Below are 22,725 nucleotides of genomic sequence, written 5' to 3'. Positions count from 1 at the left end.
GATATACGGACAATGACCGAACAAAAACACGCACGCCCACGACAATTTCACATTCTTGACCAAAAACGCGGCTGGGATGGATATTTCAAACTTGATGTCTATCGGCTGCAACATGACAAATTCGATGGCGGCAAAAGCGCGGTCCTTGAACGCGAAGTTCTTGAACGCGGTCATGCCGTCGCACTTCTGCCCTATGACCCGGTGCGCGACGAGGTAGTCCTGATTGAACAGTTTCGCCCCGGCACCCTGTCAGTCCAAAACCATTATCGGGACATGCCGGTCTGGCTGACTGAAATTGTTGCCGGCATTATCGAAGACGGCGAAAGCGCAGAAGATGTCGCGCGCCGCGAAACGATCGAAGAAGCCGGTTGTGAAATCATCGGCCCGCTTGAACTGATTTCGCGATATTATGTCACGCCGGGCTGCTCAAGCGAGACAGTGACCATGTATTACGGGCGGGTCGATACATCCAAAGCCGGTGGCATTCACGGTCTTGCAGAAGAAGGCGAAGACATTCGCGTCTTTACCGTCAGTGCCGATGAATGCTTTGCCATGTTGCAGAATGGACAACTCTGCAATGCAACAGCGACGATTGCAGTACAATGGCTTATGCTTCATCGCGACCGCATCCGCAGAGAAGCTGGCGTCTAGGGGATTTTCCGGATATTCGGAGATATGATATATTTCACACAAACTTTGCGTTGTAATTTTCAAACCATCTTGACTTTTGTGTAATAAAGCCCCAATCAACAACTAATCAAATTTTGAACTCACCACGTTTGGAGTCTGTCATGGACATTCGCAATGGCACCATCGAAGCCATTGGCCGCACCCCGCTTGTGAAACTGAAAAAGGTTTCCGAGCTGACGGGTTGCACCATTCTTGGCAAGGCGGAATACGCAAACCCGGGCGGCTCTGTCAAAGACCGTGCGGCTCTTGCCATCATCCGCGACGCAGAGGCCCGCGGCCTTTTGAAACCGGGCGGCGTTATCGTCGAAGGTACGGCCGGCAATACCGGTATCGGCCTTGCTGTTGTCGGCAACGCCCTTGGCTATCGCACCGTTATCGTCATTCCAGAAACCCAGAGCCAGGAAAAGAAAGATCTTCTGCGTCTTCTGGGTGCGGATCTGCGCGAAGTTCCGGCTGTCCCCTATCGCGATCAGAACAACTATGTTCACGTATCGCGCCGTCTGGCCGAAGAACTGGCAAAAACCGAACCCAATGGCGCAATCTGGGCCAACCAGTTTGACAACGTCGCCAACCGTCAGGGTCATATCGACACCACGGCCCCCGAAATCTGGGAACAGACCGACGGCAAGATTGATGGCTTTATCTGTGCGGTAGGTACGGGCGGCACGCTTGCCGGTGTGTCGATGGGCCTGAAAGAGCGCAACAAGAACATCCAGATCGGCCTTGCTGATCCGATGGGTGCAGCTCTTTACAGCCACTATAAATTTGGCGAACTGAAATCCGAAGGCAGCTCAATCTCCGAAGGGATCGGCCAGGGCCGCATCACTGCGAACCTTGAAGGCATCGAGATTGACCACCCGTTCCAGATTTCCGACGAGGAAATGCTGCCGATCGTCTTTGACCTGCTTAAGGAAGAAGGCCTGTGCATGGGCGGTTCGACCGGGATCAACATTGCCGGTGCGGTGCGCCTTGCCCGCGAACTCGGCCCGGGCAAAACCATCGTCACTGTTCTGTGTGATCTTGGCACCCGGTATCAGAGCAAACTCTGGAACCCGACCTTCCTTAAGGAAAAAGGTTTGCCGAGCCCCGACTGGCTCTAGGACCATTTGATGTCTGAAACGCAAAACCCCACCAGAATATCTGGCGGGGTTTTGTTATAAGTGCGCGAATTTTTCCGCCATCAGGTCGCATCGACCAGTTCACCCTTTACGGCATTTCCACCGGCACCCTGACCGCGATCACCCGATGCCTTGGCGGCCAGCCGCCACAGATGAATACCGCATAGTAATGCACAGAACAGCAACGCCACGGCAAATCCCGCCACCGCGTTCCATCCTCCGTGATCCCAGAACCATCCGCCAACCGATCCCATGATGCTTGACCCCAGATAATAGGCCAGAAGATACAGCGACGATGCATGGCCCTTTGACGTTTCGGCAAGACGACCGACCCAGCCACTGGCAATCGAATGGGCAACGAAAAAGCCGCTGGTCAAAACCACAATGCCGCCAATGATCCCGCCCAGACTGTCAAGCATGGTCAGAACAACACCAAGCCCGGCCAGCAGCACACCAACCACCAGCACCGGCCCGCGGCCCAGCCGGTCGGAAAGTGCCCCGGCAATAGACGACATCACCGACCCGCACAGATAGACAACAAAGATCAGGCCGATCTGACTTTGGCTCAGGCTATAGGGTTCATCAGAAAGCCGGAACCCGACATAGTTAAATACCGTGACAAAACACCCCATGGCAAAAGCGCCAATCAGAAACACATAAGGCAGGCCCGCATGTTTAAGATGCCCGCCCCAGGCCCGCAGGTGATAGCGCACCTGAAATCCCGGGCGCCGGACAAAGTTGCGCGATGCCGGCAACAAAACAGCAAAACCAAGGGCCGCAAGCAAACCGAACGCCCCCATCGCACCAAGGGCCGTATGCCAGCCAAACATGTCAGTCAGAAAACCGATCACAACGCGGCCACTCAAGCCCCCGATCGCGGTCCCGCTGATATAGATGCCCATCGCCATGCCCAGCCCCTTGGGGTCAATTTCTTCGGCCAGATAGGCCATGGCAACCGCGGGCACACCACCAAGAATAAGCCCCTCAAGCGCGCGCAATACCAGAAAGGCATGCCAGTCTGACAAAAACGGCGCAATCAGGTTCAGGATCGATGCCACACACATTGACACCAGCATCAATTGTTTGCGCCCGGCGGCTTCTGATACCGCACCGGCCAGCAAAATGGCAAAGGCCAGAAAACCGGTCGTCAGTGACAATGCCAATGAACTTTCCGCAGGTCCGACACCAAAATGATTGGCCAGTTCCGGCAAAAGCGGCTGCACGCAATAAATCAGGGAAAAGGTCGCATAGCCTGCAAGGAAAAGGGCAACACTGATACGGCGGAATGCCGCCGACCCCGGACTGATCCAGACCGGTTCGGATGACATTTGCGCATTGGTGGACGCGAGCGGGCTTTCAGCACATTGGGGGGACGTGCTGTCATTATCCGCCGTATCAGCAGCGACGTTTGAATGTGGCTCAGGTTTTTGATCCCGAGAAACAGACATTTGCGACCTCTTTTGGAAGGGTTCGTGGGGTGTGCTTATGATTGCATTCCACGCGCCATCCGTCCAATATATGAAACAGTCATTTTTGATATATTTTGGATATACCACCGATGGAACTGCGCCATATCCGTTACTTTCTGGCTGTTGCCCGTGAAGGCAATTTTACCCGTGCGGCTGCGCGGATCGGCATCGGTCAGCCCCCGCTTAGTCAACAGATCCGCGATCTTGAAACCGAAATCGGCACCGCCCTTTTTCATCGTGTGCCCCATGGTGCCGAACTGACCGAGGCCGGGGCAGCATTCCATGACGTGGTCGCGCAATTCCCCGATCTGGCAGAACGGGCCATTCGTGCTGCCCGTCGCGCCGGGCGCGGTGAAACCGGAACCATCCGGGTTGGCTTTACCGCATCGGCGGCCTTCAGCCCGTCGGTTCCCGGTGTCTTTCGCGATTTCAGGCGTGCCTTTCCGGCTGTTGAGATGACGCTGGAAGAAAGCAATTCGGCCCAGCTTGTCACCCGGCTTAAGGAAGAACAGCTTGATGCCGTCTTCCTGCGTCAGGACGCGATTGCCGATGACGGCATTCGTCTGCATGTGATTTCGTCCGGTCCGATGGTTGTGGTGTTGCCTGCCGGGCATCCGGCGGCAAAACATGATAAAGTCTCACTTTCTCAATTGCGCGATGATGCCCTGATCCTCACCCCGCGCGATGTCGGCCCGACACATTATGACAAGGTGGTCAGTGCATGCCGCAATGCCGGGTTCGAACCCCAAATGGGCCAGATCGCCCCGCAGCTCGGATCAGTCATCAACTTTGTGGCGGCAGAACTTGGTTTTTCACTGGTGCCCAAACCCATGACACAGCTTCAGGCCAATGGTGTTGTCTATCGCGAAATTGATGGTGAAGTCCCGATTGCCGAATTGTCGCTGGCCTATCGCAGCAACGACATTTCCATTGCCCTTCGCAATTTCGTCAGCCGCACCCTGGCCGCCCACCGGTCATTTTCCGAACCCGACGAGGATTGAGCCATAACAGGACTGGCAAGACGATGATTTCGGGCTAGATTAATGCCAACTGTGAAATCAGGCGCCCCGCAAATGCGATGTCGGCGCCAAACCGAAAGTCTGGCTGATGCTACGATATTCCCTTCTTGATCTTTGCCCGGTGAATGCGGGCGAACATCCCTCTGATGCGCTTCGCAATACACTTGATCTTGCCCAAAATGCCGAAAAGCTTGGCTATCATCGCTATTGGCTGGCCGAACATCATAACATGCCCGGCATTGCCAGTGCCGCGACATCGGTCGTGATGGCCCATGTGGCGGCGGGCACCAAAACCATCCGTGTCGGTTCGGGGGGCGTGATGTTGCCCAACCATGCGCCGCTGGTGATTGCCGAACAGTTCGGAACCCTTGATGCGCTGCATCCCGGGCGGATTGATCTGGGCATCGGTCGCGCACCGGGTACCGACCAGCGTACCGCCGCCGCCCTTCGCCGTGACATGCACGGGTCCGAAGAACGCTTTATCCAGGATGTATTGCAGGTTCAGGCATTCCTGGCCCCGCTCGAAGGCAATCCGCCAATCCGCGCCGTACCGGGTTATGGATCGCAAGTCCCGATGTGGCTTTTGGGAAGCAGCCTGTTTTCGGCTGATCTTGCTGCGCGCCTTGGCCTGCCCTTTGCCTTTGCATCGCATTTTGCGCCTGACATGCTGATGGATGCGCTGTCGCTTTATCGCCACCGGTTCGAGCCAAGCGAACAGCTTGATAAGCCCTATGCGATTGCCGCCATGGGATTCTTTGCAGCTGACACCGACGAGGAAGGCGAATATCTGGCGACCTCGATGCAGCAGCAGTTCCTGAACCTGCGGCGTGGCACGCCGGGCCAGTTACCCAAACCGGTCAAGGATATGAGCGAAATCTGGAACCGGATTGAAAAGGCAGGTGTTGATCACGCCATGCGTTATGCCGCAATTGGCGGGCGTGACACGGTTCGCAAGAAATTGCGCGAATTTGCCTACATGACCAAGGCCGATGAAATCATGGTTACCGCCAACATCTATGATCAGGCCGCGCGTCAGAAATCCTTTGCCATTGCCGCCGAACTGTTTGGTGAAATGAACGCACAGGGCGACAACAAAGACTGCGCCTGATCACGAATTTACGCAATGCGATCGAGCACATCAAAACGCCGGGCTCCTTCCGAACCCGGCGTTTTGATTTCATCATACGAAATACCAGATTTCCACTACTTGCGCTTGCATCATAGCTCGGACAATATGCGCATCCCGTCGACGTCATCGACGGCAGCCCCATTTTTTCAAAAGGTTATGGTGCGCCACCCATGAGCGACTTTTTGTTGGCCGCGTTGCCGATCGCAACCATCCTGTTTCTGATGATCAAGATGAACTGGGGGGCTGCGCGTGCCGGCGCGGCTGCGTGGTTTGTCACCGCCGTCATCGCCGTGTTTTTCTTTGGCGCACCAACCGACATGCTTGTCATCGCCCAGGCCAAGGGCGTGATGCTGGCACTTTATATCCTTTATATCGTCTGGGCGGCCCTGATCCTTTACTTCGCGGCCGAAGAAGCCGGTGCGATCAAAACCATCGGGCGTGCCATCCGGTCACTGACCGATGATCGACCGCTTCAACTGCTTATTCTCGGCTATGTTTTTGCAAGCTTCCTGCAAGGGGTGGCCGGGTTCGGCGTTCCGATTGCCGTGGTTGCCCCACTGCTTTTGGGCATGGGCTTTTCGCCGGTACTGGCGGTTGCTGCCCCCATGATCGGTCATAGCTGGTCGGTGCTGTTTGGCAATATGGCAACATCGTTTGAAGCATTGATTGGTGTGACCGGTATTCCGGGCACCGAACTGACGCACTATTCGGCCATTCTGCTTGGCCTGTCCGGCTTTACTTGTGGGGCGGCCGTCTTGTGGCTTGATGGCGGTTTTCGCACCATTCGCCGGCGGATTGTCCCGCTGGTACTGATTTCGGGCGTGATGGGCGTCGTGCAATATTGCATGGCCAATTACGGTGTCTGGACGCTTGGTGGATTGACCGGCGGAATTGCGGGGCTTGTCACATCGATCATCGTCACCCGGTTCTGGAAATCCCATCCCGATGATGTCGCCGAACAGGTCCATGATGATCATGCCCACATGCCATTGATCGAGGCATTGACACCTTATCTGGTCTTTATCGTGCTGGTGACCGTGGCGACCTTTGCGCCGGGGGTTGAAGACTTCCTGGGCAAAGTCCGCTTCACCCTTGATTTCCCGGAAACATCGACTTCGCTTGGCTGGGTCATTGGTGCGGAAAGTGCCAAGGCGATTGCCATTTTCGGCCATCCGGGTGCGCTTCTGCTTTATACCGCGGCCATCAGCTTTGCCTTTTTCAAATTGCGCGGTCGCTATGATGACGGGATTGGCAAGCGGATCTGGCAACGCACGCTCAAAAGCGGCCTTCCAACCAGTATTGGCATGGTGCCGGTCATCGGACTTGCCATCATCATGGATCATGCGGGCATGACCTATGCCCTGGCCGAAGGTGGTGCCGCAATCTTTTCCGGTGCCTTTGCCGTCGCCTATCCGGTGATTTCACCGGCAATCGGCGCGCTTGGTGCCTTCATGACCGGCAGCACCAACAATTCCAACGTGGTGTTTGGCATGTTCCAGCGTCACACTGCCGAACTTTCGGGGCTTTCCACGGCCCTGATCCTTGCCGCCCAGGCCACCGGGGCGTCGCTTGGCAGTATGCTGGCACCTTCCAAAATTCTTGTCGGCTGCTCAACCGTCGGCCTATCTGGCAAGGAAGGCCCGGTGTTGTCGGTTGTCCTTAAAACCGGGGTAATCCTGACCGCGCTTTGCGGGTTTATGGCGCTTGGAATATTGCTGATTACCACCATGAACGGGGGCGCGTGACATGAAACAGAAACTGTTTAACCCGGTCTTTCTGGTTCTGGCATCAATCATTCTTCCGGTTGCCAGCTTCGAGGCAATGGTTATTGGCAGCATCGCTGCCAGCGATATCCTGTTTGCCCTGTTCTGCGCGGTCATGGCCCTGATCATTGTGCGCAAATAACAAACCCGCCGATTGAAAACCGGCGGGTCAGAATGACAACGGCATCCGTTCTTATGGGCGGAATGTCGCCAGCTTCACCCCAAACGCGATGAATACCGCCCCCGTGGTTGCCTTGAGTACCCGCTGAAAACGGCCACTGCCGGCAAAACGGGTCAGTTTGGCCAGAAGAAGAATAATCGCCCCGAACCAGACGGCATTGATCGCCGCATGGACACAGACCAGCATGAAGGCTGCTGAAACCGCCCCTTCACCGGTCGGAATGAATTGCGGAAATGCCGCAAGATAGAAAATCGACACTTTCGGGTTCAGCGCATTGGTCAGGAACCCTTCACCAAACGCCATGATCAGGGTCCGCTTGCGTTTTGCCGGCGTGACAGGCCGCACCGTTTTCACCCCGCGCCAGGCTTCGCGCAGCGCCTTGAACCCGACCCAGCACAGATAGGCCGCCCCAAGCAGTTTGACGATCATGAAAGCCTGTGCCGATTGCACCAGAATGACCGAAATCCCCAATATCGATAAGGTACCGTGAATGTAAAACGCCGTGACAAATCCGGCGACATTGGCAAATCCGGCAGCACGCCCCGATGTCGGAACCGTTTTGGCGACCAGCACCCCGTTGGGCCCGGGTGACATCACAAGCAAAGATGTAACAAGTGCAAAACTTAAAATATGCGTCCAATCCATGGGATGGCTCCTTGCGTCGCGGTTGCGCGGGGTGGCTTGCGCATCTCGACTATAGCTCCGCCCCGTGTTCCGGCAAGAAAATGATTGTGACCATGACATTTTCCCTGACACCAGCCCCATTGCCGTTCAGGGAAGATGATAACTTTTGGAAAAATGATAAAGAATAAAACTGGCTCCGCCCTGCTGGCAGCATTACGGTTTTCCGAACAAAAAGTGATTTGGCAGAAAGCCATACACGCTGGGGCACAAATTTCCCCACGAGCTGACAGACCCCAACGCCTCATCAGTGCATCAGCAAACCGCTGTAGCACACTGAGCCCTGCTGACCAGATTGAACATGCACACCAGCCACATCATTCGCCCCGCATTCCTGTTCGCTGCAACCTTCATTGCATCCTCCGTTGCCCATGCCGATGCGTTACAAACGGCCGACAAGTGGGGTGGTCACATCGACCTTGAAGGCAAGGCAGGCACCGACCGCAATCTTGGTGAAACAGACCTGTTCATTCCGCTTTGGCAGGACGATGACACCCTGACCTTCACCAGCATTCGTGCCCGCATGGATGACAATAACAGTCACGAAGGAAACTTTGGTCTTGGCATCCGTCAGATGCTTGATACTGGCTGGAACATTGGCGGTTATGGCTATTTTGACCGCCGCCACAGCCCATATGGCAACAAATTCAACCAATTGACCTTCGGCGCTGAGGCCCTGTCACTTGATTGGGATTTTCGCGCCAATGCTTATATCCCGATCGGCACCAAGCAATATATGGAAGACAGTCTGAGCACTGTTGATGTGAGTGGCACCACCTTGATGTACAACCAAGGTGAAGAACGTGCATTACGTGGCTTTGACGGGGAAATTGGCTGGCGCATTCCGTTATTTAAGGCTAATGCCGGACAGCAACTCCGGGCCTATGCCGGTGGTTATCGTTTTACGGAAGACGGTGTTGATACGGTGCAGGGTCCGCGTGGGCGACTGGACCTGACCTTTGATGAAGTCCCCTTTTTGTGGGAAGGCTCGCGCTTCTCGTTCGGGGCGGAAATTCAGCATGATAGCCCGCGGGGTACGCAGGGCTTTGCCAGCTTCCGCCTTCGTATCCCGTTGCATGGCTTCGGCGATACGCCGAAACCCCGCCTGACCGCGATGGAACGGCGCATGAGCGATCCCATCATTCGCGATATTGATGTGGTCAGTCAGGCCGGACAGTTTTCAGAAGCAAGTGAAATCACCGAGACTGCGGACGGAGAAACGATCACAGTTCTGAACAGCAACTCGACATCGGCGGCGAACTTTGCCACTGACATTGCCAATGCAGGTGCCAATTCAACCGTGATCCTGAGCGGCAATTACACCGCAATCAATTCCGTCACAACGGTTCAGAGTGGACAAACAATTGTCGGGGGTGGCGCACTCGACATCAAAACCCCGACAGGACGATCGGTTACGGTCACCATTCCGGATGCATCAATCTCAGGCAGCGGCAGCAATGGCGGCGCCGGTGGTGGAGCACGTTTCTTTAACATGGCCGATAACAGCAGCCTGATTGGTGTAACCGCGAACGTTAACACAACCGGGTCAGCATACATCGTCCACATCGAAGGAAAGCAGAATGTTACTATTCGGAACAACAACCTGACAGCGCAGAACGACAACTCAACCGCAGGCGCTATCATAATCAGAGACAGCCAGGATGTAACCATCAAGAATAATGTTTCATCCGTTACCTCCGATGGAAATGGTGCCCGGTTCCTGGCGATTATCGGCAACAATTCCAACATCAGCATTGATGACAACGAGCTTTCCGTAACAGGATCAGGCTTCAACAAGCGATTTGTGTTCTTCGCCAACTCATCAACCATAAACAACCTGTCAGGGACAGGTAACACCACCAACAATATCAACCCATGTGGTGACGGCGGCGGAACCCTTCCCACCGTTCAGGGCTCAGTCACGGTAGACGGCACCGCGGTAAACGGCAGCGCCTGTCCATAACTTGAGACTGTATAACCCTGGACATATAGGCTTTGGCTTGAATGTTCTTCTTTTGTTCTTTATTGTAGATATATGAAGAACAACATCAGCCAACCCCATGCTCACAGCCCCGCTGTCATTTTTGATGATGGATGGTCAAACGCGCAATGTGATCTGAACATCTTGCCTGCCCGCGGACAAAAGGGACGCGGTGCGGTTTCCAATATTGACGGGCGATTTGAACGCCATACCCATCAGGCCATTGATGATGGATGGCTGGGCACATTGATGGAAGATCAGGACGCCCCACGTACCAAAACCACCCTTGGTATCGATGGTGCGCGGTCTGTCATTACAAAGAACCAAAGCCCGGATGTGCCATTTGATCGGTCGATCAACCCTTATCGCGGCTGTGAACATGGCTGTATCTATTGCTTTGCCCGACCAACACACGCCTATCTTGGCCTGTCGCCGGGGCTGGACTTTGAAACCAAGCTGTTCTGGAAGCCAGAAGCCGCCAGCTTGCTCCGAAAGCAACTGTCTTCAAAAAGCTATCACCCCGAACCGATTGTGATCGGCACCAGTACCGATCCCTATCAGCCGGTTGATCGCGACAAGAAACTGACCCGCGATATCATCCGCGTATTGGCCGATTGCCAGCATCCTTTTTCGCTGATCACCAAAAGCGCACTGGTGACGCGCGACATTGATCTGATTGCACCGATGGCGGCCCTGAACCGTGCGTCGGTCGCGGTATCGGTCACAAGCCTTGATCACCGCCTGTCCAATTTGCTGGAACCGCGCGCATCGGCGCCGCATCGCCGGCTTGAAGCCATTCGAAAGCTTTCGGATGCTGGCATCCCCGTCACCGTGCTGGCCGCCCCGATCATTCCCGGGCTTAATGACATGGAAATCGAAAAAATCGCCGCGGCCTGTGCCGATGCCGGGGCATCATCAATCAGCCATATCGTCCTGCGCCTGCCGCTTGAAATCGCCGATCTGTTTGAAGAATGGCTGAGTGCCCATTACCCGAACCGCAAGGACAAGGTTATGTCACTGATCCGCCAGATGCGCGGCGGCGAACGATATCAGTCGGAATTTGGCAATCGCATGCGCGGCACCGGCCCGGTCGCGGATCTGATTGCCCATCGATTTGCCCTGGCCCGCAAGAAATATGGACTTACCGGCCGGTCACTGGACCTTGATTGCAGTGGGTTCAAACGCCCCAGCGCAGACGGGCAGATGTCGCTGTTCTGACACCTGCCCGTGATATATCGCACGTTCATCGCATCCCCGTTATCCAACGCGCTTGATCGCGGCATGGCGTTTCTTGCCAACGGAAAGCTGCAATAACGCCCAATCATCAAACGCGTAATTAAGGATGTGATGTTCCGGGTCTGTGATTTGCTTGTCGTCAATCCGCACGGCCCCGCCTTCGACAAGACGGCGGGCTTCGCTGTTGGTTTTGGCAAATCCGGCCATGACAATCAGGGCCAAGATCCCGATGCCGTCCTTAAGCGCATGGGCGGTGAATTCCAGCGTCGGCAGGCCGTTAAGATCGCCATTCGCACCAAACACCCCGTTGGCGGCGGATTTCACGGCTTCGAGTTCAAATTCGCCATGGGCCAGACGGGTCGCCTCATCGGCCAGAACAATCTTGGCTTCGTTGATTGCTGCGCCTGAAAGCTGTTCAAGCTGCTCGATATCAAGCAATGGCAAATCGGTGAACAGACGCAGGAACCGCCCGACATCCCCATCCTCGCAATTGCGCCAGAACTGCCAGTAGTCAAAGGCACTCAACCGATCGGCATTCAGCCACACGGCCCCGGCGGCAGTTTTGCCCATCTTTACACCTGATGAGGTGGTCAGAAGCGGTGCGGTCATGCCAAACACCTCATTGCCATCAACCCGGCGCACCAGATCGACACCATTGATGATATTGGCCCATTGATCGCCCCCGCCCATCTGGGCCCGGCATCCGAAACGACGCGACAGTTCAAGGAAATCGAACGCCTGCAAAATCATGTAGTTGAATTCAAGGAAGCTGAGGCTTTCCTGCCGTTCGAGCCTTGATTTCACCGAGTCAAAGGACAGCATCCGGTTGACTGAAAAATGCCGCCCGATATCACGCAAAAGGTCAACATAGCCAAGCTGATCAAGCCAGTCGGCATTATTGACCAGAACCGCATCGCTCGGACCGTCCCCGAAACGCAGGAACCGTCCAAACACCTTGCGAATGCCATTGATGTTTGCCGCGATCTGTTCGTCGGTCAGGATCGGGCGTGCTTCGGACCGGAAACTGGGATCGCCGATGCGGGTCGTACCACCACCCACCAGCACAATCGGTTTGTGACCGTGGCGCTGCAACCAGCGCAATGTCATGATCGGCAACAGGTGCCCGACATGCAGGCTATCCGCCGTGGCATCAAATCCGATATAGACCGGAACGGCTTCTTCCCCGGCAAGAACACGGTCAAGCCCGGCAAAGGACGTGCATTGATGGATGAAACCACGCGCATGCAGGGCCAATAACGCCTCGGACGCAAAACCGTTCTGGGTTACCTCGCTGGCATTTTGCGGCGAAGCTGGTTGGTCAACAGGTTGGGATATTGTCATTTCGGTTTTCCTTGATGGTGGGGCCACCTCGGGCAAACCGGTTTATGGAAAAAACAAAGGCCGCCCTGGGGCAGCCGGTCTTGGTTTTATAAAAACACGTCAACAGGCGCCGCACTATGTGTGCAGCGGATAATATGAGTTGAACTGTGCAAATACGTTTTCCATGCCCAAATGCATATGGCGCAAATCCGGATCGGTCAAGCGTGTTTTGCGACACGCCCCGAAACAAAACACCCGCCAAAGAATGGCGGGTGCGTGATTACCTGATGAAACCGACGGACTGTCCTGTGCCACCAGCCTCAGCTGACAACCAGTCTTAGCTGACAACGCGATAGCGCGCATGCAGGGCCGGATTGTTGTTCATCATGGTTGCGCTGATCATCGGTTTGCGTGCGACGTCGTCCGACTTTTCGGCGGCCTGAACTGCGCTCAGATCATCCTGGCTGAGATTTCCATTTTCCGTAAGCGCCAGATCACGTGCGCTTTCAAAGAAGCGCAGACCGCGCTTTTCCATGACATAAAGGGTCTCACCACCCCACTCCCCGGTCCAGACAAGGCCAGAAAGGCCTTCCATTTCCTTTTCAATCCGGGCCGGTGAAATCGGCATCCCAAGGCAGGTGGTCAAAAGAAATGAAAGTTCGGCCGCCGTCACCCCGTCTTCACAGCATTCTTCGGCCAGAACCGACATGACCGCCATGGTCACAACCCGAAGCGACACCTTGCTGGTTTCCAGACCCGGGAAACGGTTTTGCTGAAGTTCGACAATGTCGTTGGCAATCCGGTCAACATCCCCGCGGATAACATATCGCCCGCGCCAGACACGACAGCTTGTTCTGACTTCCCATTCACGCATTGTTGGTCCCACCCGTTTTTATCTGTCCCAATGCAAAAACGATACATCACCCATACATATAGTCAATACATTTATCGACATTTTGTATCATTTTCGACATTCCGTTTGAAACCACTGATATCCAGCCTTCGAGACAGCAAAACCGTCGTCACCTTCCACCGGATCAAGGTAACCACGCGTCACTGCAACATGAAAATCGCGGCTGAAATTTCGCGGCATGCGAAGATGCTCCTGACGCCGCAAGACACGGCGAATATCATCGCGCGTCACAATGGCCCGTCCTTCGCGATAATGCAGCCAGATCGCCGCAATCAGAATGGTTTCGGCAAAACCGCGCGGTTGCAGACGCCCGACCAGATCCCCCAGCGCCCCCATGAAACTGGTAATGAATGCACCGGGATCAATATCCATCGACGCCACAAGCCTGTAACCGGCATCAAACCGGTCAGACTGCTGGTGATCGCCATACTCGTCCACCCCAACCGATGCCGGATCAGCAGCTTGGGGATTAGTTGCAAGGGAACCAGATGCCCCGTTCGTTCCGGCCGGGAATGTACCATCAGCAACAGATGCGCCATCAGAACCGGCAGGAATACCGTCGTACCGTGCATTGCCGGAATGAGCCAAAGCCGCCCCCGGGGTGGATACCGGCGCGGATGCCGCAACGGCCCCCGACGCGGATCCCGGAACAGGAGCAGCCCCCGAAGCCGACCCCGCCCGGGCTGCCGGTGGGGTTGCCATTGAGGTTGCCATTGAACCCGGCGCAGTCATCCCCTGCGCCGCCGCGGGCATCCCGGGTACGGTCGACGCCATTGCCGGTGCCGGCTGCCCGAACAGGGCCGCCATGACCACAGGCAACCGTGCCGGCGGGATCGCACATTCAAGATCCACCGGTCCGAAATCGCCCTCGCCCGTAAGTTTGACGTGAATTATTGCTGCCAAGGTTGCTGCCACTCCTGATTTACCCAACCAGATATCATACAACATGTATAAATTGCAACCTTTGATCATTATTTTACGTAACAATCACTACATCTCAGAAAATCCGGTCTGGCAAATTTGATCTCGACAACACCCCCGCCGATTGCCCACCATGCCAAGATTGTCGACCGGCACCGCCTGGTGCGATTTCCCATGCGCAATCTCGTGCATGAAATTGCCCCGGCCCGTAAGCAGATCGGCACAGAAACGCCACCACCAGGGGATCGAGACCATGACACGCCTTTTGTTTCGCGAAGATGCCTATGCCAGAAGTTGTGAGGCCACCATCCAAAGCATTTCGGATCGCGGCATCGAACTTGATCAGACCGTTTTCTATGCCACCGCAGGCGGTCAGACTGGCGATATCGGCACCTTGAAAACCGCATCGGGGGATGTTCTTCCGGTCGTTACCACCGTCAAGGACCGCGAAACCGGTCGCATCCTGCACATTATCGATGAAAACCATCCGCTTCCGGGCGTTGGTGACGCCGTCACAGCCGAACTTGATTGGGATCACCGCCATAAACTGATGCGCTTTCACACCTGCCTGCATCTTTTATGTGCCGTGATCGAAGGCGACGTTACGGGTGGCAATATCGCCGCACATAAGGCACGCCTTGATTTCAATCTGCCTGACAGCGCACTCGACAAGGATGAAATCACCGAAAAACTGAACGAACTGATTGCCCGCAACGCCGATGTCTATGACGGTGAAATCAGCGTGGCCGAACTTAAAGCCAACCCGGAACTTGTCCGCACCATGTCGGTTCAACCACCCATGGATGGCAATTCGATCCGTACTGTTACGATCGAAGGCATCGATTTTCAGCCCTGTGGCGGCACCCATGTGCGCAAAACCGGCGAAATCGGCCCGGTTTCTGTGGCAAAGATCGAAAAGAAAGGCCGTCAGAACCGGCGGATCAACATCGTTTTCGCCAGCTGATATCAACAATATCGGGTCATTGCGCGCATCAGGGCAACAGTTTGGCGAAAATCACGCCAAGGCGCAGGACTGCCGGTTGCCAGTTGCCATTCCTGCCATTACAAATTTGCCATTAGAATTTTAACGACAAGAAGTCACAAAAGACCATCAGGACCCCATAACATAATGATCCCGGGACCAACCGGGATCGTGCAATACCCACCACATTGCCAACCGGAGCTTGTCCATGAATAACCCACTTTCCGCCCATGTGGCTGACGCCCTGGTTTCCACCCAGTGGCTGGCGGATCACCTCGACGCACCAGATGTGCGCGTCGTGGATGCAAGCTGGTACATGCCAGCCGACAATAAAAATGCCCGCGAAATTTATGACGCCCAGCACATTCCAGGCGCCGTCTTTTTTGATATTGATGAAATTGCCGCTGACGACAGTGCACCACTGCCGCACATGATGCCTGATGCCATCAAATTTTCGGCCAAGGTCCGCAAACTTGGCCTTGGCGACGGGGTGCGGATCGTTGTTTACGGTCAAACCGGTTCTGCCCTTGCTGCTTGTCGGGCCTGGTGGATGCTGCGTCACTTTGGCCATAATGACGTGGTTGTTCTGGATGGCGGCCTGCCGAAATGGCTGGCAGAAGGCCATCCTGTTACCGATGCACCAACCCCGCCGCGCGAACGTCATTTTACCGCACGCGCCAACAGCTTCCTGTTGCGTGAAATTGATCAGGTGATGTCAAACGTCACGACAAAGCGTGAACAGCTTGTCGATGCCCGTGCAAGCGAACGGTTCCGCGGCGAAGTTGCCGACCCGTGGGGCAAGTCGGGCCATGTTCCGGGCTCCTTCAACCTGCCCTTCAATGTGCTGTTGAATGCGGATGGCACCTTTAAGGAGGCCGCCGAAATCCGCGCTGCCTTCGAAGATGCCGGTGTTGATCTGGAAAAGCCGATCGTTACCACCTGCGGATCGGGTGTCACCGCCTGCGTTCTTGCCATGGGTGCCTATATTGCTGCCAACAAACAGGTCGCGGTATTTGACGGCTCCTGGGCGCAATGGGCCACCACCGAAGACAGCCCGGTTGCCACCGGCCCTGCTTGATTGTGGCCCGGTCATCCCCGACCAGTCGGGTTGATCACATATTTAAAGTATCGTGATTTAAAGCATCGAAAGTTTGATATGCCTGCTGCGTCACAATTTGGTTCCGGTTTTCCTGACCCCGGTCGGAAAACACCCGGTGACGAAGCAGGCATCATTCTTGAGCAGCTTAAATCCCCAACCCGCGACGATATCGCAGCAATCACCACATTGTGGATTGCAACCGGCCTGATCCCCGCCATTCGCGACGCCAGGCAGGATATCGAGAACTGCATCAATGCCGATCATGGCAGCCTGATCATCGCCCGCCACCCGTCAACCCGCCAGATCATCGCCACCATGATGACTGGTCATGATGAATTTCATGGCTGGATCCATTATCTGGCCATTGCAGCGGATGCGCAGAATCTTGGCATCGGGCGCGAACTTGTCACCCTGGCCGAAGATATCCTGCGCGCCAGCGGCCTGTCAGAAGTCCGTGTCACTATCGAAAATGCCACAGCGGGTGATTTTTACGCCAAACTCGGCTATGACTGGCATGACAACGCCACCCGTCCGGAAACAACGGACAACAGTCAAAACATGATCATGCGCAAGAGTTTAGACCAATGACCCCATCCAATCCGCGCAAGCTGGAAGTTGTTGTAAGCTTCCTTGAAATGCAAAGCCCGCCTGACCGCCCGCCGGCAATCATCCCACCGGGCAAGGTCGCGGTCATCCGGGCCGAAGACCCCACATTGTCATTTTACCGCTACCTTTATAATACGGTCGGTGAACCGTGGTTGTGGTGGCAACGCCGCCTGATGAGCGATGATGAACTGGCCCCGATCCTGGCAAGCCCGCATACCCATGTGTATGTGCTGTATGTCGCCGGTGTGCCGGCAGGCTATTGCGAGCTTGATCTGACCGGCCTTGAAAATGACGGGGTCATTGACTTGCATTATATGGGTCTGATCCCGCAATTCATTGGCAAAGGCTTTGGCAAATACTTGCTGGACTGGGCGATTGACACGGCCTGGAGCCTCAAACCATCGCGGATTACAGTAAATACCTGCACACTTGATCATCCAAGTGCATTGGGGGCTTACCAAAAGGCAGGCTTTGTTGTATACGACCAGCGAACGGATATTGTTGACGATCCGCGCGATGTCGGGCTGATCCCGCATATTGATCATCATGTTGATCGTGATGGCCAATCTGGTGGTGACGCGCCTGATACCGGAAGTGGGCCGGAAAATGCAAATAATGCAGATTCTGGAACTTTGGTCGTTGACTTTCCCGACCGCGCAAGGTAACAAGCGCGCCTGAGTTTACCCAAGCCAGAGGATGATGACCCATGGCAGTGCCAAAGAAAAAAGTGACCAAGTCCCGTCAGGGCATGCGTCGCTCGCATGACAAGCTCGCCAAGGGCTCGTACCGCGAAGACAAAGAGACCGGCGAACTGCATCGCCCGCACCACATTGACCCGAACACCGGTATGTACCGTGGTCGTCAGGTGGTCGAGCCGAAGATGTAATTCCGTCCCGGAGAGCTCTTGCTCTTTGGCGGTTTGCGACGCTACAAAATTCCGCGCCACCTGATTTCAGATGGCGTCTGGTTTAAAAAGGGATGAAGCCCAACGGTTTCATCCCTTTTTATTTGCCCAACACACAAACAAAAACGGGCAAGGATACACCCTGCCCGTCGCATGATCAGCATATGGCGATTTCGCCCTACTTGATGCCGTCGGTTCCGGTGCCACAGATGATCACACCAACCCGGCCCGGATCATCCACCCCCAGACGGTCCGTCATGATCGCGGCAATCCCGGCAGCAGCCGAAAGTTCGACTGCGATCCCCAAATCCTTCCAAAGCCAGCTGGCCGCCTTTTGCATTTCCTCGTCACTGACAAGGGCGATGCGATCGACATTCTTGCCAATCAGGTCGATATTCAGGGCCGATGACTGACGCGGCGCCAGACTGGTGGCCGCTGTGTTCACGCTTGGCAAGGTTACGACTTCGTTGGCCTTGATGCTTTCAAACAGGGTGGCAGCCCCGGTGGGTTCCACCCCGATCACCCGGATCGATGGCCGCAACAGGCGCGCCGCCGTTGCCACACCGGAAATCAGCCCGCCGCCGCCAATTGCGACAACTAGCGTATCAAGATCAGGTTGCTGCTCAAGAAGCTCCAGCGCGATGGTGCCCTGCCCTGCAATTACCTTGGGATCGGCAAAGGGATGGATATAGGCCATGCCACTTTCACGCGCATGGTCCATTGCAGCCCGGTTGGCGTCATCCCAGACCGCCCCGATCAGGGCAACATCCACGCCCTGCGCACGCAGCTTTTCGACTTTCGGCTTCGGGGTATTGGTTGGCAAAAAGATTTTGACCGGCACACCAAGGGTCCGCGCTGCATGGATCACCCCCATGCCGTGATTGCCACCCGATGCCGTGCAAAGCCCGACCGATCTTTTTTCGGCATCAAGGGCGAGTGCCGCATTCATGGCGCCACGCGCCTTGAAAGAACCGGTGACCTGCATGTTTTCAAGCTTCAGGAACAGCTCCGGCATATGTTTAACACCGCCAAAAGCCGTATTGTCGGCAAAGCTTCCGGCCGCGAAAACCGGCGTCAAGCGCATATGGTCTGAAATTGCGCGGCGCGCAGCACGGAAATCCTGAAGATCGATCACGGGGCCCCCATTTGAAATCGTTATTTGATGCCCCGGCAGAAGGATTTCCCGAACAAGGCATTTGACAGAAATAACCCGGATCACTGATTTCACAATGACTTTTGCGCAAAAATCCTTGAAGGACGCCCGCCAAGATGGTTTGTCTTAACCCTAATAAAGCGGCATGAAACGACCATGTGCCAGCCAGACGATCAAGGAGATGCACCACCAATGTCCGCCAAAAGCCCCAAAAAAACGGCAACCCAACTGGTTCACGCCGGACGCCGGTCCAGTCAGTATCACGGCGTGGTCAACCCGCCTGTATTGCACGCATCGACCATCCTGTTTGACAGCCTTGCCGAACTGGAAAAGGCAGGTGCGTCTGCACCGGGCAAAGTCACCTATGGCCGTCACGGCACCCCGACCCGGTTCCTGCTCGAAGAGGCGGTTGCCGAACTTGAAGGCGGCTTTGGCACGCTTTGTGTGTCATCGGGGGTGGCTGCCATCACCAATTCGATTTTGGCCTTTGTCAAACCGGGCGATCATATTCTGGTCACTGACAGCACCTATTATCCGACTCGCAATCTGTGCAACACCTTCCTTAAGAAGTTCGGGGTTGAAACCGAATATTATGACCCGACCATCGGGGCGGATATTGCCGGTCTGATCCGCGACAATACCGCGCTTGTCTGGTGTGAAAGCCCCGGCTCCCTGACTTTCGAGATGCAGGACATTCCGGCGATTGCCGATGCTGCCCATACGCGTGGTGTCAAGGTGCTGCTTGATAACACCTGGGCGTCTCCGATCTTGTGCCGTCCGTTTGAACTGGGGGTCGATGTTTCGGTTCAGGCCGGCACCAAATATATCGTCGGTCATTCGGATGTCATGATGGGCACCATTACGACCGCCACCGAAGAAGACCTTCTGACCATCAAAAAACAGATCATCATTTCCGGTGACGCGATTGGCCCTGATGACTGCTATCTCGCACAGCGCGGTCTTCGCACCCTTGGCGTGCGCATGAAACAGCATCATCAAAGCGGCCTTAAAGTCGCCAACTGGTTGCAATCGCGCCCCGAAGTCAAACGCGTTCTGCACCCGGCCCTGCCCGATGATCCGGGCCATGCCATCTGGAAACGCGACTTTTCAGGCGCCTGCGGCCTGTTTTCCTTTGTGATGAAACCGGTTTCCAAGCCGCAACTGGCCAATATGGTCGATCATATGGAACTGTTTGGCATGGGCTTTAGCTGGGGCGGATTTGAAAGCCTGATCCTGCCATCGGACCCGACCAAAATCCGCACCGCCACCAAATGGGACGAAGAAGGCCAACTGATCCGCCTTCATATCGGTCTGGAAGATCCTGATGATCTGATCGCCGATCTTGAAGCCGGTTTCGAACGGTTGAAATCCGCCTGAATCGAGTTTGCCCCAAACAACAAACGGCGCGGTAACTTCCGCGCCGTTTTCTTTAAAGCCAATTCTGTCGGGTATGGCATTTCAGGAACGCCGCAACCCCATCATCACGATTGAACTGATCACAAACAAACCTGCCGCTGAAATAACGATGCTGGGCCCCGCAGGCGTATCCACATGCCATGACATGGCAATCCCCGCCAGAACCGCACCCGTACCAAACAATGCCGCACCAATCGCCATCTGTTCGGGGGTTCTGGCAAAGAACCGCGCACTGGCGGCTGGCACAATCAGAAGGGCCGTGATCAGCAACACCCCGACAATCTTGATCGCCAAGCCGATGACAAGCGCCATCAGCAACATGAAAATAAGGCGCAAACGTTCGACCGGAATGCTTTCGGCCGCGGCAATTTCGGGACTGACTGTCAATGCCAGCAACGGCCGCCACATCCAGATCAGACCGGCAATGGCAAATGCCCCGCCACCGGCCATAAGCCAGATATCGCCCATGGTAATGGCAAGGATATCGCCAAACAGATAGGCCATGATATCGACGGCAACACCCTGGACAAAGGCCAGCGCCACCATGCCCAACGCCAAAGTCGAATGGGCCAGCATGCCCAGAACCGTGTCACTGCCGATCTTTGATTGCCGCTGCCCATAGGCCAGAAGCAGTGCACTGGCAAGACAGGTGGCAATCATGCCAAGCCGCACATCCACCCCGATCAGAAGGCCAAGCGCAACCCCGAGCAACGCCGAATGAGCCAACATATCGCCAAAGAACGCCATCCGCCGCCAGACGATAAACGCCCCGAACGGACCGCAAACACAAGCCAGAAGAACCCCGCCAACAATGGCCCGCAAAAGGAAATCATCGATCATTTTGCTGTGTCTGCCTCTTTGTGCGCATGTGCATCGCCATGATGGTGGTGGTGTCGATGGTCGTCGTGATGGTGATGGGAATGATCATGCGAATGATCATGCCCACATCCCCCAACAACATGCCCGGAAAGATCATGTTCATGATCATGCTCGTGGGTATAGATACCGATTGCATCGGCTTCACGCACACCAAACAGCGACCGGTATTCCGGATGCTGGCGCACGGTTTCGGGTTGCCCCGAACAACAGACATGACGGTTAAAACAGACCACCTGATCGGTCTTGGCCATCACCAGATGCAAATCATGGGAAATCATCAGAACCGCGCAATCAAGTTCACGGCGGATTTCATCAATCAGGCGATACAAATCGGCCTGCCCGCTGACATCGACCCCCTGCGTCGGTTCATCAAGTACCAGCAATTCAGGACGCAGCAAAAGGGTGCGCGCCAGCATCACACGCTGGGCCTCGCCACCGGAAAGGCTGCTCATTTGGGCATCAATCACATGGGTTGCACCAACCTGTGCCAGGACCTGTTCACAATCTGAACGGCTTGCCGACCGTGTCAGGGTCAGGAAACGCTTCACTGTCAGCGGCAAAACCTGATCAATTGCAAGCTTTTGGGGAACATAGCCCACCCGAAGGCCCGGTTTGCGGATGACATCACCGCTATCGGGCTTTTGCAAGCCCAGCAATGTCTTGACCAGTGTCGATTTGCCTGCACCATTTGGCCCGATCAGGGTAATGATTTCGCCTGCACGGATGGAGATTGATACCTGATCGAGAACCCGCTCGCCCCCGAATGACAGGGTAAGCCCCCGCCCCTCAATGAGTGGCGCAGTCATGGCAAAGCCCCTTGATCTCGACCGTGGTTGCTTCGATAGTGAAACCGACACCACGTGCGGCCTTGCGCACGGCATTGCTCATGTCTTCATTCACGGCCTCGGCCACACGGCCACAATCGGTACAGATGAAATACTGCCCCAGATGTTCACAATCGGGCCGGTCACAGCCGAAATAGGCATTAAGCGATTCAATCCGATGCACCAGACCAAGTTCGGTCAGGAATTCCAGCGCCCGATAGACCGTTGGCGGCTGCACGCGCTGCCCTTCGGCAGTCAGCGCATCAAGCAGCTCATAAGCCGTCACGGCCTTGTGCGATTGCCAGATCAGGGTAAAGACCTTGCGGCGCATATCGGTAAAGCGTGCATTTTCCGCATCACAGACTTTTTCGGCCTGCGCAAGTGCGCTATGCACACATCTGTCGTGATCGTGGCCCTTTTTCGGGAAAAGATCGCTCATAT

23 protein-coding genes are annotated in these 22,725 nt (G+C 55.5%); 14 read left to right on the top strand and 9 right to left on the bottom strand.

What is annotated here, in order from left to right; all coding sequences use genetic code 11:
* The first annotated feature begins 12 nt into the window (after positions 1 to 12).
* Both CU041_RS05410 and CU041_RS05405 read left to right on the top strand, forming a co-directional pair.
* Positions 13 to 651, top strand: a complete 639-nt coding sequence (locus tag CU041_RS05410; protein WP_101246066.1) for an NUDIX domain-containing protein — start codon at positions 13 to 15, stop codon at positions 649 to 651.
* Positions 652 to 791: 140 nt separating this feature from the next.
* Positions 792 to 1,790 (top strand): cysteine synthase A, encoded by a 999-nt coding sequence (locus CU041_RS05405; RefSeq protein WP_101246065.1) that lies wholly within the window; start codon positions 792 to 794, stop codon positions 1,788 to 1,790.
* 80 nt (positions 1,791 to 1,870) lie between these two features.
* Here CU041_RS05405 and CU041_RS05400 read toward each other — a convergent pair whose 3' ends face one another.
* On the bottom strand, positions 1,871 to 3,136 hold the full coding sequence (locus CU041_RS05400; RefSeq protein WP_233433014.1) for an MFS transporter: 1,266 nt from the start codon (positions 3,134 to 3,136) through the stop codon (positions 1,871 to 1,873).
* A gap of 230 nt (positions 3,137 to 3,366) precedes the next feature.
* Between CU041_RS05400 and CU041_RS05395 the strand changes: the two genes are divergently transcribed.
* The 4 genes from CU041_RS05395 to CU041_RS20575 all read left to right on the top strand — a co-directional run bounded on the left by CU041_RS05395 (position 3,367) and on the right by CU041_RS20575 (position 7,330).
* A complete protein-coding gene (locus CU041_RS05395) occupies positions 3,367 to 4,278 on the top strand; it encodes a LysR family transcriptional regulator (RefSeq protein ID WP_101246063.1) in 912 nt (303 codons plus the stop codon).
* Positions 4,279 to 4,384: 106 nt separating this feature from the next.
* Positions 4,385 to 5,404 carry an LLM class flavin-dependent oxidoreductase gene (locus tag CU041_RS05390; RefSeq protein WP_101246062.1) on the top strand — a complete coding sequence of 340 codons (1,020 nt, stop codon included), beginning with the start codon at positions 4,385 to 4,387 and terminating at the stop codon, positions 5,402 to 5,404.
* A 191-nt stretch (positions 5,405 to 5,595) separates the two neighbouring features.
* Positions 5,596 to 7,170: an L-lactate permease gene (locus CU041_RS05385; protein WP_101246061.1), complete on the top strand. Its 1,575-nt coding sequence runs from the start codon at positions 5,596 to 5,598 to the stop codon at positions 7,168 to 7,170.
* Position 7,171: 1 nt separating this feature from the next.
* Positions 7,172 to 7,330 carry a hypothetical protein gene (locus tag CU041_RS20575; RefSeq protein ID WP_170310148.1) on the top strand — a complete coding sequence of 53 codons (159 nt, stop codon included), beginning with the start codon at positions 7,172 to 7,174 and terminating at the stop codon, positions 7,328 to 7,330.
* 51 nt (positions 7,331 to 7,381) lie between these two features.
* Here CU041_RS20575 and CU041_RS05380 read toward each other — a convergent pair whose 3' ends face one another.
* Positions 7,382 to 8,014 (bottom strand): LysE family translocator, encoded by a 633-nt coding sequence (locus CU041_RS05380; RefSeq protein ID WP_068519306.1) that lies wholly within the window; start codon positions 8,012 to 8,014, stop codon positions 7,382 to 7,384.
* 337 nt (positions 8,015 to 8,351) lie between these two features.
* Between CU041_RS05380 and CU041_RS05375 the strand changes: the two genes are divergently transcribed.
* Together CU041_RS05375 and CU041_RS05370 are read left to right on the top strand one after the other, a co-directional pair.
* On the top strand, positions 8,352 to 10,013 hold the full coding sequence (locus CU041_RS05375; protein WP_101246060.1) for an inverse autotransporter beta domain-containing protein: 1,662 nt from the start codon (positions 8,352 to 8,354) through the stop codon (positions 10,011 to 10,013).
* Between the two features lie 72 nt (positions 10,014 to 10,085).
* A complete protein-coding gene (locus CU041_RS05370; protein ID WP_101246059.1) occupies positions 10,086 to 11,249 on the top strand; it encodes a PA0069 family radical SAM protein in 1,164 nt (387 codons plus the stop codon).
* Positions 11,250 to 11,288: 39 nt separating this feature from the next.
* Here the strand turns inward: CU041_RS05370 and tyrS are convergent, their stop codons facing one another.
* The 3 genes from tyrS to CU041_RS05355 form a co-directional block, all read right to left on the bottom strand.
* A complete protein-coding gene (gene tyrS, locus CU041_RS05365; RefSeq protein WP_101246058.1) occupies positions 11,289 to 12,608 on the bottom strand; it encodes a tyrosine--tRNA ligase in 1,320 nt (439 codons plus the stop codon).
* Between the two features lie 316 nt (positions 12,609 to 12,924).
* Positions 12,925 to 13,461, bottom strand: a complete 537-nt coding sequence (locus CU041_RS05360; RefSeq protein WP_068519303.1) for a hypothetical protein — start codon at positions 13,459 to 13,461, stop codon at positions 12,925 to 12,927.
* 87 nt (positions 13,462 to 13,548) lie between these two features.
* On the bottom strand, positions 13,549 to 14,403 hold the full coding sequence (locus tag CU041_RS05355; RefSeq protein WP_170310147.1) for a DUF4194 domain-containing protein: 855 nt from the start codon (positions 14,401 to 14,403) through the stop codon (positions 13,549 to 13,551).
* Between the two features lie 271 nt (positions 14,404 to 14,674).
* On the opposite strand from CU041_RS05355, the gene CU041_RS05345 reads away from it, so the two are divergent.
* The 5 genes from CU041_RS05345 (at position 14,675) to rpmF (ending at position 17,994) form a co-directional block, all read left to right on the top strand.
* Positions 14,675 to 15,385 (top strand): alanyl-tRNA editing protein, encoded by a 711-nt coding sequence (locus CU041_RS05345; RefSeq protein ID WP_101246055.1) that lies wholly within the window; start codon positions 14,675 to 14,677, stop codon positions 15,383 to 15,385.
* A gap of 226 nt (positions 15,386 to 15,611) precedes the next feature.
* Complete coding sequence (locus tag CU041_RS05340; RefSeq protein ID WP_101246054.1) at positions 15,612 to 16,481, top strand: sulfurtransferase; 870 nt, start codon at positions 15,612 to 15,614, stop codon at positions 16,479 to 16,481.
* A 78-nt stretch (positions 16,482 to 16,559) separates the two neighbouring features.
* Positions 16,560 to 17,090: a GNAT family N-acetyltransferase gene (locus tag CU041_RS05335; RefSeq protein ID WP_101246053.1), complete on the top strand. Its 531-nt coding sequence runs from the start codon at positions 16,560 to 16,562 to the stop codon at positions 17,088 to 17,090.
* Positions 17,087 to 17,773 carry a GNAT family N-acetyltransferase gene (locus CU041_RS05330; RefSeq protein WP_101246052.1) on the top strand — a complete coding sequence of 229 codons (687 nt, stop codon included), beginning with the start codon at positions 17,087 to 17,089 and terminating at the stop codon, positions 17,771 to 17,773. Before CU041_RS05335 ends, CU041_RS05330 begins: the two co-directional genes overlap by 4 nt.
* 41 nt (positions 17,774 to 17,814) lie before the next feature.
* Positions 17,815 to 17,994: a 50S ribosomal protein L32 gene (rpmF, locus tag CU041_RS05325; RefSeq protein WP_007090029.1), complete on the top strand. Its 180-nt coding sequence runs from the start codon at positions 17,815 to 17,817 to the stop codon at positions 17,992 to 17,994.
* 196 nt (positions 17,995 to 18,190) lie between these two features.
* Here the strand turns inward: rpmF and CU041_RS05320 are convergent, their stop codons facing one another.
* Entirely contained in the window at positions 18,191 to 19,147 is a 957-nt protein-coding gene (locus CU041_RS05320) for a threonine ammonia-lyase (protein ID WP_101246430.1), read from the bottom strand.
* Positions 19,148 to 19,357: 210 nt separating this feature from the next.
* On the opposite strand from CU041_RS05320, the gene metC reads away from it, so the two are divergent.
* Positions 19,358 to 20,542: a cystathionine beta-lyase gene (gene metC / locus CU041_RS05315; RefSeq protein WP_101246051.1), complete on the top strand. Its 1,185-nt coding sequence runs from the start codon at positions 19,358 to 19,360 to the stop codon at positions 20,540 to 20,542.
* Between the two features lie 81 nt (positions 20,543 to 20,623).
* Here the strand turns inward: metC and CU041_RS05310 are convergent, their stop codons facing one another.
* Genes CU041_RS05310 through CU041_RS05300 form a run of 3 tightly spaced genes read right to left on the bottom strand, consistent with a single transcriptional unit; the run spans position 20,624 to position 22,723 of the window.
* Positions 20,624 to 21,421 (bottom strand): metal ABC transporter permease, encoded by a 798-nt coding sequence (locus CU041_RS05310; RefSeq protein WP_170310146.1) that lies wholly within the window; start codon positions 21,419 to 21,421, stop codon positions 20,624 to 20,626.
* Complete coding sequence (znuC, locus tag CU041_RS05305; protein ID WP_101246050.1) at positions 21,418 to 22,266, bottom strand: zinc ABC transporter ATP-binding protein ZnuC; 849 nt, start codon at positions 22,264 to 22,266, stop codon at positions 21,418 to 21,420. The genes CU041_RS05310 and znuC overlap by 4 nt, the downstream gene beginning before the upstream one ends.
* Positions 22,247 to 22,723, bottom strand: coding sequence for a Fur family transcriptional regulator (locus CU041_RS05300; protein ID WP_068519296.1), 477 nt, complete (start codon positions 22,721 to 22,723; stop codon positions 22,247 to 22,249). The genes znuC and CU041_RS05300 overlap by 20 nt, the downstream gene beginning before the upstream one ends.
* Positions 22,724 to 22,725 lie beyond the last annotated feature (2 nt).

This window comes from Thalassospira povalilytica (assembly GCF_002844235.1).
GTDB lineage: Bacteria > Pseudomonadota > Alphaproteobacteria > Rhodospirillales > Thalassospiraceae > Thalassospira > Thalassospira povalilytica.
This window is presented reverse-complemented; position numbering and strand designations above follow the sequence as displayed.